Here is a 13815-nt window from a genome sequence, read left to right as displayed (position 1 = left end):
AAATCCCAATTATCAAGTGATTCACTACTGTGAATCGGTGAGCTCTTTATTTACCCAATATTTTGAACCAGAGATATTGGCATCAACTAATAGCCCTTTTGCGTTGAGTTGATAAACAGCCACACCGCTATTGAAATGAGCCCCTAGCTCTTCACCCTCTTCCCCTGCGAGAAGAGATGCTTCACTGGCCGCTTCCCATCCTTGTGTAACGAATTCATCAAACGTGTTTTTGTTTTCGAAAAAAACCACTTGTTGGTAAAACTTCCCTCCAATACCTAGTGCGAGACCAGCTCCAAACATTCTCATGTAAGTGTGCTTATCATTGCCTTTTTCAATGGCCACGCCAGAACCTGAGTTGGTATGGAACATCAAAGAAAACTTGCGAGAATCGAACACCGCATAACCATAAGCTCTATCGAATTGCACTTTGGTTTGAGGTTTTTCGTTAAAGAGCCTTAGCAGAGCGGTTTCTGCCATAAGATCAATCGCTTGTCGCGCCTCTTCTGGAGTATCACCCTCAAGCAGTTCCTCTACTTTTTTATCGGCGCTATCTAGCCATTGTTTGCTTTTTTCAGCACTTTCATCGGTCCATTCTCCGGCGGTTTCAAGTGCACCTTCTGACCAATTGGAAATATCTTGCCAAGCTTGCTGAGAGAATTGCTTGGTGTTTTTCCACGCATCTTTTGCACCATCAGATACCGAATCGGTTAAGTCGGATAAATCGGTTGAGAACGCTTTCCAATCTGCAGAAACCGGTGCTGCAATACAACTTACAGAGAGCGCTAAAACTAGAAGAGGTTTCATAATCCACATCGTTATTAGGTTGCGTATCTTAGTGTTATTTTAGGTGAAAAACGGGTGATACAAACGGAATTCACCAGAGAGTTTTGGAGTAAGTCACGTTCATTTTTAGCGGATATTGGTTTTATACTGAAACCATCAAAGGATCATCCAATTCATATGTTATTTTTTCCTTTTATAACAACGGGATATATATTTATCGAACATGTAGTAAAAACCCATTGCTTGGCTATGAAAATTCACAGAAAATGAAAGTACGCTTGTATGCATCATCGCACCAAGTAACTAACCAAGGAGGTTAAAGGTGACAACATCAGGAGGTCGAATAAAGTCGAGCCAACGAGTTTATGAGGCGATTGTTGAAAAAATACAATCAGGTGAATTAAAAAATGCGGTTGTTGAGAATGATATCACTCAGTTATTGGGAGTCAGTCGAACCCCGGTAAGAGAAGCGATTGCACGTCTCATTGTTGAAGGGTGGGTTGAAGTCTTAGATAATGGTAGCAAGGTAGTTTGCAAAATCACGGTCGATCAAGCGAGAGAGATTTTCCAAGTTCGAATGAATCTTGAAACATTACTACTTGAATTGGCTTGGGGAGAAATAGACCTTAAACTAGTCGCGACACTACGTGAAGAATGTCAGGCCTTTATTGATTCTGGTGACTTTGACAGTGGTAAACATACACTGGCAAACCTTTATGAAGAACTCTTCAAGAAAGCAAACAATAAATTGTTAGTTGAGAGTATCGGTGTTCTCCATAATAAGATTAACCTGATAAAAGTTGAATATATCGATCAAGTTAAAAGAAAATCCGCGGAGGAGATTTTGTCCTTATTGACAACGATTGTTGATGAAAATAAAGACAAATCAATCCATAACCTTAGATTTTATTTGGCCGCAAGTTACTACCGATTGTTTGGTGAATTGTAGGGTGTTTTATACCCAAGTTATTTCGGCAATAAGTTACTTGGGTATAAAGCAGTCAGGACCCCTTGGCTGTTTTTAGTTTACCCATTGGGTAGTAATGTAGAACTCACCATTAGATCAATATCATCGTCACACCCAGCCTCCAACGTGATATCTATGGCATTCATCAATTCGGTCATGTTCACATGTCTAATAATTGCTTTTGCTTTCGTTATGGAATTTGGTGGAACATCAAAAGATGTTAATCCCAAACCAAGCATAAGTGGAATTAGCGACATGTGTTTTTCATCTTTAATAATTATCTTGATTGGTTTGTTATAAATAGACCTTAGATGTCGAATAAATGTCAGGGTATCCTTAGTTTGTGGATAATCCGCTTTCTCTGTAGATATCGAGCTTAAGTCAAGGTGTACGAAATCGGTATGATTACAATAAGAAATTAGTTCCGCATCATTTATTGATACGTTAATTGTGCTACCCATTTTAGCTGTGTCATTAAATACAATAGACTCATTAGTTAGGTCAGCTTTGACTTGTTCAATAATCGATAAAATGTCATTTGTTCCCTTATGCAAACTAGGTATTGAGAGTGCGACATCATACTCAGCACTGGCACATAAGATCGTTCGCAATTGTTTATAAAAAAGGATGTGATGACTAGGATCTAACGTTTGAATCGTGATGGTTTTACCCGGTAATAAGGCGAAAATAGATTGAAAATAATGGACAAGAAGTTGCTCATCTAACTCGAGAGCTTTGGAACTCATTGAGATCGATGAGGTCGAAAAATGGATCTGTTCGACTCCGTATCGTTTTAAGTCATGGATGTTACCTGATTCCGTTATCCATGCATTGAGCTCGATTGTCACATTGTCGAGAGTTATGGGTTTTCGTTCTCTAAAAAACTCGATGATGTATTCACCATTGTAGGATTGTTCAATCACTTCACGTATGGATGTTGATTGCTTAAGCGCCGGTACGCTTTCTTTGAATGGGTATTCAATGATATTGAAAAGTTCGCCGACACAATGGCGTCGAATTTCATTAAAGCTATGTACATTATGATTTAGAGTTACAGAATCAGATAGAGGGTGTTTCTTAACAAAACTCTCAAATGAACGAGAGAAGTTTTCATCCATCGAGATAATAATATCTTTGATAATTTGAGGTTGAGGAATGATTGGGAATGGTATTTTTGTTATTTCTACCGACTTCTCTCGCCATTTATTTTTCATGCCATGTCCTCTGAATGAGAGTTAACCCTATGAGTCGAGAGAAATGATGATTACTCAATCTGGTTAAAATAGAGCAAGACTGAGCAATCATATTTATCTGAAACTCATTATTGAAGCAATATGGGTCATCGTTACTTAAAATTATTGTTAATAGCCGTAGAAATAATATCGACGGCCTCCTGTTCATCATCACCTTCGGCTTTTATGATGACGGCAGTATTGCCTTTCACCCCTAATTTCATTAATGCCATGATGGATTTAGCATTCGCAACTTTTTCTCCAAATTCGATAATAATATTTGATGTGAATTTGTTCGCTAATTTGACTATCGATGCTGCAGGGCGAGCATGAAGTCCAGCCTCATCTCGGATAGTGATTTCTTTTAAATGCATACGGATTCCTCTTGCGTAAGCAATTCATAAACTTGTTGTTTGGTCGTACATCCCTTTAATGCGGCGAGTTTAGCGTTATCTTGAACAAAGCCCATTAATGTTTGAAGCATGTCGATTTGTTGGTCATTGGTTGAAATCGCCAGCATGAATATCACCGACACGGAGCAGAATTCCGTATCACTTCCCATCATCTTAAATAAGACGGGTTCATCGAGTATTGCGATGGCAATTGCATCTTTGATTGTGTGTTCACGATCGGTATGTGGAATAGCAATTTGACCTAAACCAGTAGGGTATAGACGTTCACGCTCGATAAGCGCAGTCACGTAACTGTCTTTCACACACCCATGCTGAAATAGAACACTACCTAGGTGTTGCAATACCTCTTCTTGGTCTTTAATTGAAAGGCCTAAAAGTATGCACTCAGGGTTGAGTAAACTTGGATTAATCATCTAACTGATACCTATACAAGAATGTTATATGCCCATAACAGTGATGCCACATTTTCGGTTACGTTCTCTGTTTTGATCGAAATCGATGAAATAGAGGTAACCGACGCTGCCGATATTTATATGCCCTTCTTGAAGAATTAATGTCTCACTAGGGCCAAAGAAACTGGCTCGAATATGAGCATCTCCGTTTAATATTGTTCCTGGTTCTGTTGGATAGTTAGGATCATCAAGAGACATTAAAAAATCGAGATGTTTTGGCCCCGGATATCGATAGTTGGTATTTTCAGATAACTCTCTCGGAATGATCTTGTCTAAGATACGGTTGAGATCGACCTGCAAAAATTCATCACCATTAAAATCTCTATCATGAACATATTCTTCAAAGATGACTGAACAGGTTGTATGTGCTGTTTGGATAAGACACATACCATTTTGTATTCCACTACGTGTAACAATCTCTTTTACTTGTTCGGTGATGTTGTGATAAGAGACTCGTCCTGCGACAGTCGATATTGTGAGTGAATCATGTACAACTTTCATGAAATTAGGCTCCGAGATTTGACTAGTGCTTCAATCATTTCTGTCATCGCAATAATAGGATCAGGGGCGGCGAAAATACCGCTGGTGGCCCCAGTGCCATGAGCACCATTTTGAATGACGTACTCCACGTCCTTGGCGGTTGAAATCCCTGCGGCTTGAAGCACCAAGGTATTGGGTGAAATCGCATTGATAGCGTACTGCGTTGCAGTAATGTAGTTTTCGTCAGAGGTTTGTCCTGTACCAATCAATTCGGTCGGTTCACAGACCATAATGTCAGGATGCAGTGTTGCAATGAATGTTGCCTCTTCGAGAGTATCGGCACAAACAATGGAATAGAGCCCTAGTTGTTTTGCTTTTTGAACCGCTTTGGTCAGTTGGTGAGACGTTAATGGGTTTTCTGCATGGTTCAAAAATACCGCTTGAGTACCAGCTGCGGCTAATGCATCGGGCAAAATCCGTCCCATCCCTCTTCCCGGAGATATCGCATCCATGTGCTGTGCCGTCACAATTAAATTTTTGGTAGCGGACTTGATGCGAAACAAATCAACGTGCTGTGCGGTGAAAAAGATATCAATATCATATTGCTCAGCCAATTGATCCGCCGCTTTAGCGACCTTAAGCAGCTCATCACCATATAGATAAGATTTAGGGTTTACAGTAAAAAATGGTGCGCGAATTTTATTCATGATCGGCGGTCCCAAATACGGTGTAGTAATGTTCCAGAACTTCGGCTATTGATGCTTGAATTGCTCGTTTGGCGGCAAAATAATCAGCGAATTGATGACCATTTATCGCATTGACGCCGGCAGTGACAAAATCAGTAAAAATATTGATTTTGGCAATGCCATTAGCGACACATCTTGCTAGGTTCTCATCTCCGGTTGACGAACCACCATGTAAAACCAGCGGTATATCAATGGCTGAATGAAGTTCTTTAAGACGTTCAAAGTTGAGTTGAGGTACACCCGCATAAACACCATGGGCGGTACCTATGGATACAGCTAAGAAATCAACGTTCGTTTCTGCGGCAAATCGAATTGCCTCATTAACATCGGTATAGATTGAATCGTGTTGTAGATGTGATTCGAAATTTTCCCCTGCGCCTACGTGGCCAATTTCAGCTTCTACAGGCACACCATGCTTATGTGCATGAGAAACAATTTTTTGAGTTATTTGGATATTTCTATCGAGTGATTCTACTGAAGCATCAATCATTACCGAGGTAAACCCGAGCCTAATTGCTTCCATTACTACATCGGGCTGTGTGCCATGATCTAAATGCAAAGCGACATCGACGTTTGCTTCATTCGCTAAATAGTGAGCAATGTAAGCGGCCTCCTTGAGTGCCAAATATTCTTGGTGAGCTTCCGCAAACGATAGTATTAATGGTTTATTTATACGCTCAGCTAAACTGACGTAAGTTTTGGCGGTATCGTAGTCAATAAAGTTCGCAGAGGGGACCGCGAAGCCCCCTTTGTGGGCTTTAGTCAACATTTGTTTTGTTGTCACAAGCATCCGTTTATTCCTTAATCATCTGTTCCAGTTTTGCATAGAATTCCTCTGTCCCCATACCTTGCAAGAGCGGTAGACTCATGAGCGATCGATCAAGAAATTCATCGGGTACTGCTGTGGTGGAAATAATGATGTCAAAGTCATCAAGGCGACTAATTTCATCGGCTATTTTTCCTTGATACATTTGCACAAGATTGCTCATGTCATTATCTTCTAACCACTCTTTTACTGTGGTTGTAACTAGTGTTGAGGTCGCGATTCCTGTACCACACATAACCATTAGTTGTTTCATGCGTGTTGCTCCTTAATCTCTTTTTTATTTTTAATTTTATTAACGTAAAACAAACCAGCTAAGCACCCACCACCGATGCCGATAATGCCTGTCCAACTCAGCAGTTGTGCAGCAGCAAGGTATAACCATGTTGTCCATAATCCACCTTCGGCCATAGCGGTGATGGTGCCGTTGCCTTGTAGGTCAAAGTTGGATGCAATAGCAGCTTCAGTAATAAAGGGAGCAGCCCAAGTGGTGATATAGAGAATAGTGGCCATATAGAATGTGCCAGCAATAACCGTTCTAATGATGTTGCCATTGAACACTGCAGCCATTAAACACACCAAGAATGGAATGGTCGCTAGGTCTCCAAACGGTAAGGTATTGTTGAAAGGTAAAATTACAGCTAAGGCAATCGTGATAGGTACCAATAGTAAAGATGATGACAATACTGCAGGGTCACCTACAGAAAGAGCCGCATCCATACCGATATAAAGCTCTCGATCAGGGAAGCGCTTTTTAACAAACTTATTCGCGGCTTGAGAAATAGGTGTTAAGCCTTCCATCAGTAATGCCACCATTTTTGGCATTAGCATCATCACAGCGCCGGTTGTAACGGAAAGTTGTAATAGTTCTTTAATTTCGTATTGCGCGAGTAAGCCAATACCTAGACCAATGAGAACGCCCATAACGGTTGAGTCACCAAAAATCCCCAGTTTTTCTTGAATCGTTTTTGGATCGCCTTTCCAGTCTTTGACCACTGGAATACGATCAAAAATCCAGTTGAAAGGTAGAGCGAAAATGAAACCTGGAATAGCAGTGCCGTGTGGAAACGTAATGTTAGGGAATTTGTAATAACGATTAATTACGCTGCCCAATATATCGCCAAAAAATAGAATCATCAGTATGTAAGAGACTGTCGCAGCAAGGCTGATTGCGAAGTCTTGGGTTATTACATAAATAAGGGAGGAGATAAAAGCAGCATGCCAAATATTCCAAAGATCGACGTTCATGGTTCGAGTCAATCCAAAGAAAATTAAGACAATATTAACAGCAATAGCAATCGGAATTGAAAGACCACCTAGTGCAGTGCCGTAGGATATAGCCGCAGCCGCAGGCCAACCAACATCGACAATATTGAGTTGCAAGCCAAGGTGCTCAACCATTTGTTGAGCAGCAGGGCCAAGACTACTACCTAGCAGGCCGATAACTAAGTTTAATCCGATAAAACCGATGCCGACAGTTAGCCCCGATTTGATCGCCTTAGAAACTGGAGTTCCAAGAGCGACAGCAAAAACAAATATCAGTATGGGTAAGACGACTATCGAACCTAAATCTAAAAAACTCTGAATGAGATCAAGCATTGTTTTCTTCCTATTTGTCATTTAGATACAGCGATTTCGGCGTATGTTAAGGAATGAACACACAATGTTTTTCCTATGTATACACTTCGTATACATCATAAGAGTCCGTTCAAAATAAATTAGTGACAATTGTCTCACTCAGTATTTATTGTGTAAAAAACGATCAATAAGTATGAATTCGATCAAAAAACCAGCATTTTTAGTGTGGTTATAGCTAAGTAGAAAAGTGATATGGAAAATGGGTCTCTTTCCTCGTGTTTAGGAGGAGACTTTTCTTTAAGTTAGGGCTTTAAGTTAAGGCTTCGAGAGAGTTCTTATTTCTAGCCTAGCCGAGTAGGCCTATCAACTTTAGGCCTACTGGATGTCTTAGATGATAACGAGTTACTTGGTACTTGTTTTATTTGGTGTTTAATTCGCCGTTAAATGGAAAATTAGTTGTTATCTAACGGCTGAGGTGTGGATGAAAAACCACGTAAAATATTGGCAAAGGTGATTGCTGCAAACAGAACAATCACGAATGAGAGCTGCCACGCTTGGTTAAGGCCAAGTTGCGTCAACGCCATACTCACTAAGGAAGAGACAATCATCTGTCCGCCACCTGACATTGCTGCTGCCGCTCCGGCTTGACGGTTATAGGGCTGCATCACCATAGCTTGAGCACACGGTAGCGCGATACCATTGCCTAAGATCATTAGAAACTGGCCTAACATTAAGTAAAGCGGCTCTACTGGACAAACGAATAGCCATATTGCTGCACATAGATGGAGAGCGGGCGTCCATAGAAGCATAGCTTTGGAACCGATAATAGGTCGAATCCGATTACACAGAGTCGTTCCTAACAACATGCCGATGGCTGGAATCACCGCCCACATTGCGTATTCATTTGACGCCATTCCGATTTGATTTTGCATGATAAATGGCATAACTGAAACCGCTGTAATCATAAGGCTAAAGTTCAGCCAACTGATGCTGGCAAAACTAATAAAATAGCGTGATTGGAGCAACTGTAAATATTGTTTAGCGATTATCTTAGGCGATGGGACCGTGGATTTTTGTGTGACGGTTTCTTGGAATTGTATGGTGATGATCACAAAGGCTAAGGTGACGTAGCAAAATAGTGAAATAAAAACTTGTAGCCACCCAAAATGAAAGTTGATAAAGCCGCCAATAACGGGAGCAAACAAAGGAGTAATTGATGCTGCCATCGCAATATAAGACATCGCGACAGGTAATTCAGGCCCGTTAAATCGGTCACGAGTTGATGCTCTGGCTAATACCGCGCAACATCCAGTTCCAACCCCTTGTAGAAATCGACCTAGCACCATGCCTTGAAAGCTGTGGCTATTGAAAATAATCATCACTAACCCTGCGAGGGCGACTAATAAACCCAGCAGCAATACTTTTTTTCTGCCTAGCGCATCAGAGACAGGCCCATAAATAAATTGAGAGGGGCCAAATCCAAGAAGATAGATACTGACTAAGAGCTGAGCCTGATCAAGTGAGATTGCGAAGTCTTTAGCAATCCAAGGTAATGATGGTAACACCAACCCCATGCTGAGTTGACCAACGCTAATAATAAGACAAGCGAGTAATATGGTTTTGTAATCAATACGAAGTCGCATGGATGGCCCGAGTAATTATCACTTAAGTGAATGAGTATTGGTTGAGTTATTAGGTTGAACGAAAAAAGAGGAAGCCCAACGATGTGAGCTTCCTCTCGAATATTTTGCGTGGCTTTTGAATTGCTAAATGTGACAGGTGTCACAGTGCTTACTAAACTATTAACACATTTGCTTAATTTACATATAACCAAACAATTTTGCGTTACCAATAGGCGATAATTCAGTAAGTATCTATTTTTAAATCAATAACTTATGGGCTGGTTACTCTTGTTGTACTAGATTGTAGTTGTCAGCTAAGGCACCTTGAACTCGGTTACCATCAACATCGAGCATCATTAATACATTCTCACCAACGAAGAACTGCTGTGAATCATCTTTTGCTGACAACATCACGGCATCACCTTTCGCATTCCAGGTATATTCGCCCTCTGATTTATAGTTCGCTTCTTCAGTTTGGCCTAAGTAATTTTGTTCGTATGTATAAGTACCATCTGGATTTAAAGTCAGTGATGTTGCGATGCCTGTGCACGAAGCGCAAGGAATTGTGCCAACATAAGTTCCTTCCCAATCCAGTGAATTACGAGCACTGTGTACCAATTCTTCGTCTGTTCTAGCGACAGGTTCACTTGTTGCTGCCGAACTTACCGCTTGTGTATCTTCTGCTGGTGCGATATCAATCGTTTCTGTCTCAGTAATAGTCGTCACGGCTTGAGATTGGACAGCTTGGGGAGCATCTGGTGCGACTTGAGTCTCTGCTGGTTTTTCATCTTGGCAGCCGGCTAACATAAACACGGCACTGGTCAGTACTAAAATGGTTTTATTCATTATTAAATCCTCTTTAAATGAATAACGGGCTATCACCTAATCTTAGACCTGTTCATCGATCTTGCGTCAAGAAAAGCGCAGATTAATGATCCGCGATTGTCAGGAAATTCAATGAGAACAGTAAGCTCGCTGTAAGTTAGTATTAGTTTACGCTTTTTTAACGGCTCACGAGCTCATGATTTTCAGCATGTCATATTGCAAATTTGCTTCCTTACTGAGCTTAATTTTTACAATTCTACCTATTTTGGTCAGCATGCTTGTTCGTTAACAGTATTCAATTTCACCGTGAGAGTTATTCCGCCGCCAACATTTCTTCTAAGCCACCCGCATTGTGAATACGAGTAAATCCCTGAGATAGAAGATACTCATAAGCTCGTCCTGATCGAGCGCCGCTACGGCAGTAAACAACGATGAGTTGAGATTTATCAAGATCGGCCACATGGCGATCGAGCTCAGAAAGAGGGTAGTTGAGAGCATCATCAAGATGTCCCGCAGAAAACTCCTGAGGAGTTCTTACATCAATGACAAGAGCGCCCTCTGAAATCAATTGCCAACCTTTGTCTGCTCGTTCTGAAGCAAAAGTTGAACAAGAGATGAAAAGAAGTAGCGCAGCAAGTAATGCAGTTGAGTTTGTTGTTATTGTTTTAGAAATGCACTTAAGCATAGATCCGTCCTTCATTATCGATGTTTTCATTTATTCTGTTATTAAATCAATTATATACCTTGTTTTCTTTCTTGAGGGACTAGGTGAATGATTGTGTGGGGTTAGTAGGCAAAATAAAGGGGTTCTCCCCGTCCGAGTTAAAGTTGTTTCGGAGTTGATGGTACTCACAAGCCTCGCCATATAGTGCATTTATGTTTTGAGGCTTTGTTCACTATCGTCTGCCAGCACCTTCAAGTTATTTGTGTATAGGTTGTTTGAGTTGAAATGTGAGATAGCGAATCAATTGTCCGTATATCAACATATCGCCTTATAAACAATCTCAATGGCATTGTTTATAAGTATATTTGTTTTGTATATATTATGGTTGCTAGACTATATTTTGGAAATTTCAAATTCCGTTGCTCGTGTAAAAAAATTCATAAACAGAATGCTATTCCATGTGTTGTTGTTTTTAATTATTAAGCATGCTATTTGTTTTGTGTATCTCTGTGTGTTTATTTCTATTTTATGTTAATAATTGGCGGGTTAATTTTTGTTATTATTTGTCTGTTTTATACGCATGGTCACAAATGCAAATATATATAAAAATCAATTTAGAATTTGAGGTAAGTTTTAGATGTAATTAAACGGAGGTAAATATGTCAGTAACATTGTTAGGTAAATTAGAAAGAGAGCTTCAAACGACATTTGATTTAATAGATGCATTTGAGTGGGAAAATAAAAATAAGTATGCGGATTATATTGCACAGACTTATTTCTACACATCTCACTCGGTTCGGCTTATTGGTAGTGCGTTGATGCATACATCTGTTTCCGATTCGGCATTGTTTAATTACTTTGCTAACCATGTTAAAGAGGAGCAGAATCATGAAAAATTAGCGTTGGCTGATTTGAAGCGGTTAGGGTTTAGTATTGATGATTTCAATGAACGTTCTTCGTGTCGTTTAATGTGGCAATCCCAGTATTATTACCCTCATCATGCGGGGTCTCATTTGCTATTGGGTTACATTATTGCATTGGAACTCTTGGCATTACATCGCGCTCCAAGCATTGTAGAAAGGGTCTCTGGTGGAAACGTAAAATCTTCGCCGAACAAGTTTATGCGAGTTCATGCTGAAGAGGATGTTCACCATGTTAAATTGGCGTGTGATTTAATTGATTCTTTACCTTGTGAAAAAAAAGAACAAGTAATAAAAAATTTCCACCAAGGCTTATATTCATATCGACAGTTATTATTATCAATAGAGGCCGATTATGAATAGTTATACATTGGTGTTAGATTATTTATTATTGTCAGATGAAAACAAAAAAACCGCAGAAAGATTGTTATCACTTTCATCAAAGAAAAAACTATTACTCGATAGAGGTGAAAAGTGGCTGGTTGAAAATTCTCTAAATGGTAGCCTCAGACTGGTTCTGAATAATAACAAACTTGTTGGTCTTTTTTGTTTAACATCATTTTACAATGAACAGCGTGCTTGTCAGGATGTTTATGGTGAAGCTTGTGTATGTCGAATGAAAACAGTAAATATTATAGAAATATTAAGGGATATTATAAAAATTGAAGCTAGGAAGCTTGGTGGGAATTTATTCGGTTTTTATTTCTCGGGTAATACATTTTCTGAACAGTTATTCGATCTTGAACACGACTTTAATTTGACGGAACCAGAACACTTACCTCAGTTTGTTGCTCAACGCTGGGTTAAAGATTCTGGAAAAGTGAATGCTTTTGTTTGTGATGTGGAACAATTCTCCGTGAATGAGCTTGGAGAAGAGGTTGCCGAACTCTTTCATTTTGATGCGGCAAGTTAACACGAAAAGGACGTACCCTCATGAGTTTCGATAAACAGGAATAATTGAAGGATCAAATGACAAAGCTTGGAGTCGCTCCCAAGCTTTTTTCGTTATCTATATTGAAGTTGTTTGATGTGAAATTGTGTCCGGCGAGCCGGACTCCAAGGGGCTTTTGGTATATTCAAAAGTTTGGTTGACTTGCAGTTGAGAATAAATTGAAAGATAGTTGAGTATTGACCGGTTTATATATCCGATAAATAAAGTTGTAGTCCCAAACGAGAAGGAAAGACGATGGCGAACGAATATGTACCTCCGAAAGTATGGACGATGGAAGATGAAAATGGCGGCCAGTGGGCGAGTATTAACCGACCTGATTCAGGTGCACGGTTTGAACGTGAATTGCCAATCGGTAACCATCCCATTCAACTTTATTCGATGGGCACACCGAACGGACAAAAAATCACCATCATGTTGGAAGAGCTTCTTGCTCAAGGTGTCGTAGAAGCAGAGTATGATGCCCACTTGATCAGAATTGGCGACTCAGATCAATTCTCTTCAGGTTTTGTTGGGGTTAATCCGAATTCGAAAATCCCAGCGTTAGTGGATTTTTCAGATGACACGCCAATTAATGTGTTTGAATCTGGCGCGATATTGCTTTATTTGGCCGAAAAGTTTGGTCATTTCCTACCTCAAGAGATTATGGCTCGTACGCGAGTGCTTAACTGGTTGTTCTGGTTGCAGGGTTCGGCTCCTTATCTCGGCGGTGGTTTCGGCCATTTTTATGCTTACGCACCGGAAAAATTTGAATACCCAATCAATCGTTTTTCGATGGAAGCAAAGCGTCAACTCGATGTACTTGATAAGCAATTGGCCAATAACACCTATATTGCTGGTGAAGAATATAGCATTGCAGATATCGCTATCTGGCCATGGTATGGCAATTTGATGTTAGGAAAGTTGTACGATGCCGCTGAGTTTTTAGATGTAGAAAGTTATCCAAATCTCATGCGTTGGGCAAAATCAGTCGCCGCTCGTTCAGCTGTTCAACGAGGCCGTATCGTTAACCGTCCATTTGGCGAAGAGTGGGAGCAAGTTCTAGAGCGCCATAGCGCAGAAGATATTGACCAAGTATTGAGCCTCAAGCCTTAATTTAGGCTGTATTTCTATTATGCCGGTGCCCTTTATATGCCACCAACATCATAAGGGCATTTCCTCTATCTCTATCTCTATCTCCTAATCTATCTGTTTCATTCATGCAGTTTTCTGTGCTTTTCTTCTTTTATTTTCCCCTTTTTCTTGCCTCTTCCAGCCACAATCATTGCTGAATTATCTCGCTCATTATTAATCACCATTGCGCACAGACGGACACCGATATTAGTTACAGAATGTTGACTGGTAATTTGACGTATACACTT

General features: G+C 40.2%; 16 protein-coding genes. 4 read left to right on the top strand and 12 right to left on the bottom strand.

Annotation, left to right across the window (positions count from 1 at the left end):
* Positions 1 to 24: 24 nt before the first annotated feature.
* Complete coding sequence (locus DZ860_RS15470; protein WP_120032966.1) at positions 25 to 804, bottom strand: lipid-binding SYLF domain-containing protein; 780 nt, start codon at positions 802 to 804, stop codon at positions 25 to 27.
* Positions 805 to 1105: 301 nt separating this feature from the next.
* On the opposite strand from DZ860_RS15470, the gene DZ860_RS15465 reads away from it, so the two are divergent.
* Positions 1106 to 1732, top strand: coding sequence for a GntR family transcriptional regulator (locus tag DZ860_RS15465; RefSeq protein ID WP_120032963.1), 627 nt, complete (start codon positions 1106 to 1108; stop codon positions 1730 to 1732).
* Positions 1733 to 1809: 77 nt separating this feature from the next.
* Here the strand turns inward: DZ860_RS15465 and DZ860_RS15460 are convergent, their stop codons facing one another.
* The 11 genes from DZ860_RS15460 to DZ860_RS15410 form a co-directional block, all read right to left on the bottom strand.
* Positions 1810 to 2964: a hypothetical protein gene (locus DZ860_RS15460; protein ID WP_120032960.1), complete on the bottom strand. Its 1155-nt coding sequence runs from the start codon at positions 2962 to 2964 to the stop codon at positions 1810 to 1812.
* A gap of 131 nt (positions 2965 to 3095) precedes the next feature.
* Positions 3096 to 3356 (bottom strand): HPr family phosphocarrier protein, encoded by a 261-nt coding sequence (locus DZ860_RS15455; RefSeq protein WP_120032957.1) that lies wholly within the window; start codon positions 3354 to 3356, stop codon positions 3096 to 3098.
* Positions 3347 to 3808, bottom strand: a complete 462-nt coding sequence (locus tag DZ860_RS15450) for a PTS sugar transporter subunit IIA (protein WP_120032954.1) — start codon at positions 3806 to 3808, stop codon at positions 3347 to 3349. The genes DZ860_RS15455 and DZ860_RS15450 overlap by 10 nt, the downstream gene beginning before the upstream one ends.
* A 24-nt stretch (positions 3809 to 3832) precedes the next feature.
* The gene (locus DZ860_RS15445; protein WP_120032952.1) at positions 3833 to 4348 is read right to left on the bottom strand and encodes a YjbQ family protein; all 516 of its coding nucleotides are present in this window, start codon (positions 4346 to 4348) and stop codon (positions 3833 to 3835) included.
* Positions 4345 to 5034, bottom strand: coding sequence for a triose-phosphate isomerase (locus tag DZ860_RS15440; protein ID WP_120032949.1), 690 nt, complete (start codon positions 5032 to 5034; stop codon positions 4345 to 4347). Before DZ860_RS15440 ends, DZ860_RS15445 begins: the two co-directional genes overlap by 4 nt.
* The gene (locus DZ860_RS15435) at positions 5027 to 5863 is read right to left on the bottom strand and encodes a class II fructose-bisphosphate aldolase (RefSeq protein WP_120032945.1); all 837 of its coding nucleotides are present in this window, start codon (positions 5861 to 5863) and stop codon (positions 5027 to 5029) included. Before DZ860_RS15435 ends, DZ860_RS15440 begins: the two co-directional genes overlap by 8 nt.
* Before the next feature lie 4 nt (positions 5864 to 5867).
* Entirely contained in the window at positions 5868 to 6152 is a 285-nt protein-coding gene (locus DZ860_RS15430; RefSeq protein WP_120032942.1) for a PTS sugar transporter subunit IIB, read from the bottom strand.
* Positions 6149 to 7495 (bottom strand): PTS galactitol transporter subunit IIC, encoded by a 1347-nt coding sequence (locus tag DZ860_RS15425; RefSeq protein WP_120032940.1) that lies wholly within the window; start codon positions 7493 to 7495, stop codon positions 6149 to 6151. Before DZ860_RS15425 ends, DZ860_RS15430 begins: the two co-directional genes overlap by 4 nt.
* A 431-nt stretch (positions 7496 to 7926) precedes the next feature.
* On the bottom strand, positions 7927 to 9117 hold the full coding sequence (locus DZ860_RS15420) for an MFS transporter (RefSeq protein ID WP_120032937.1): 1191 nt from the start codon (positions 9115 to 9117) through the stop codon (positions 7927 to 7929).
* A gap of 261 nt (positions 9118 to 9378) precedes the next feature.
* Positions 9379 to 9942, bottom strand: coding sequence for a copper resistance protein NlpE (locus DZ860_RS15415; RefSeq protein WP_120032934.1), 564 nt, complete (start codon positions 9940 to 9942; stop codon positions 9379 to 9381).
* Positions 9943 to 10234: 292 nt separating this feature from the next.
* Positions 10235 to 10606 carry a rhodanese-like domain-containing protein gene (locus tag DZ860_RS15410; protein WP_120032931.1) on the bottom strand — a complete coding sequence of 124 codons (372 nt, stop codon included), beginning with the start codon at positions 10604 to 10606 and terminating at the stop codon, positions 10235 to 10237.
* A 638-nt stretch (positions 10607 to 11244) separates the two neighbouring features.
* On the opposite strand from DZ860_RS15410, the gene DZ860_RS15405 reads away from it, so the two are divergent.
* The 3 genes from DZ860_RS15405 to yghU all read left to right on the top strand — a co-directional run bounded on the left by DZ860_RS15405 (position 11245) and on the right by yghU (position 13549).
* The gene (locus DZ860_RS15405) at positions 11245 to 11868 is read left to right on the top strand and encodes an iron-containing redox enzyme family protein (RefSeq protein ID WP_120032928.1); all 624 of its coding nucleotides are present in this window, start codon (positions 11245 to 11247) and stop codon (positions 11866 to 11868) included.
* On the top strand, positions 11861 to 12418 hold the full coding sequence (locus DZ860_RS15400) for a hypothetical protein (protein WP_120032925.1): 558 nt from the start codon (positions 11861 to 11863) through the stop codon (positions 12416 to 12418). Before DZ860_RS15405 ends, DZ860_RS15400 begins: the two co-directional genes overlap by 8 nt.
* A gap of 273 nt (positions 12419 to 12691) precedes the next feature.
* Entirely contained in the window at positions 12692 to 13549 is an 858-nt protein-coding gene (yghU, locus tag DZ860_RS15395) for a glutathione-dependent disulfide-bond oxidoreductase (RefSeq protein WP_120032922.1), read from the top strand.
* Positions 13550 to 13815 lie beyond the last annotated feature (266 nt).

The sequence above is a fragment of the Vibrio sinensis genome, from assembly GCF_003605645.1.
GTDB classification, from domain to species: domain Bacteria; phylum Pseudomonadota; class Gammaproteobacteria; order Enterobacterales; family Vibrionaceae; genus Vibrio; species Vibrio sinensis.
The sequence above is the reverse complement of the archived record's forward strand: the minus strand, read 5'-3'. Positions and strand labels throughout refer to the sequence as shown.

Excerpts from the sequence above, each read along its gene's own strand:
- DZ860_RS15470 (WP_120032966.1), bottom strand. The coding sequence starts at position 804 with ATGAAACCTCTTCTAGTTTTAGCGCTCTCTGTAAGTTGTATTGCAGCA.
- DZ860_RS15460 (WP_120032960.1), bottom strand. The coding sequence starts at position 2,964 with ATGAAAAATAAATGGCGAGAGAAGTCGGTAGAAATAACAAAAATACCA.
- DZ860_RS15455 (WP_120032957.1), bottom strand. The coding sequence starts at position 3,356 with ATGCATTTAAAAGAAATCACTATCCGAGATGAGGCTGGACTTCATGCT.
- DZ860_RS15450 (WP_120032954.1), bottom strand. The coding sequence starts at position 3,808 with ATGATTAATCCAAGTTTACTCAACCCTGAGTGCATACTTTTAGGCCTT.
- DZ860_RS15445 (WP_120032952.1), bottom strand. The coding sequence starts at position 4,348 with ATGAAAGTTGTACATGATTCACTCACAATATCGACTGTCGCAGGACGA.
- DZ860_RS15440 (WP_120032949.1), bottom strand. The coding sequence starts at position 5,034 with ATGAATAAAATTCGCGCACCATTTTTTACTGTAAACCCTAAATCTTAT.
- DZ860_RS15435 (WP_120032945.1), bottom strand. The coding sequence starts at position 5,863 with ATGCTTGTGACAACAAAACAAATGTTGACTAAAGCCCACAAAGGGGGC.
- DZ860_RS15430 (WP_120032942.1), bottom strand. The coding sequence starts at position 6,152 with ATGAAACAACTAATGGTTATGTGTGGTACAGGAATCGCGACCTCAACA.
- DZ860_RS15425 (WP_120032940.1), bottom strand. The coding sequence starts at position 7,495 with ATGCTTGATCTCATTCAGAGTTTTTTAGATTTAGGTTCGATAGTCGTC.
- DZ860_RS15420 (WP_120032937.1), bottom strand. The coding sequence starts at position 9,117 with ATGCGACTTCGTATTGATTACAAAACCATATTACTCGCTTGTCTTATT.
- DZ860_RS15415 (WP_120032934.1), bottom strand. The coding sequence starts at position 9,942 with ATGAATAAAACCATTTTAGTACTGACCAGTGCCGTGTTTATGTTAGCC.
- DZ860_RS15410 (WP_120032931.1), bottom strand. The coding sequence starts at position 10,606 with ATGCTTAAGTGCATTTCTAAAACAATAACAACAAACTCAACTGCATTA.
- DZ860_RS15405 (WP_120032928.1), top strand. The coding sequence starts at position 11,245 with ATGTCAGTAACATTGTTAGGTAAATTAGAAAGAGAGCTTCAAACGACA.
- DZ860_RS15400 (WP_120032925.1), top strand. The coding sequence starts at position 11,861 with ATGAATAGTTATACATTGGTGTTAGATTATTTATTATTGTCAGATGAA.
- yghU (WP_120032922.1), top strand. The coding sequence starts at position 12,692 with ATGGCGAACGAATATGTACCTCCGAAAGTATGGACGATGGAAGATGAA.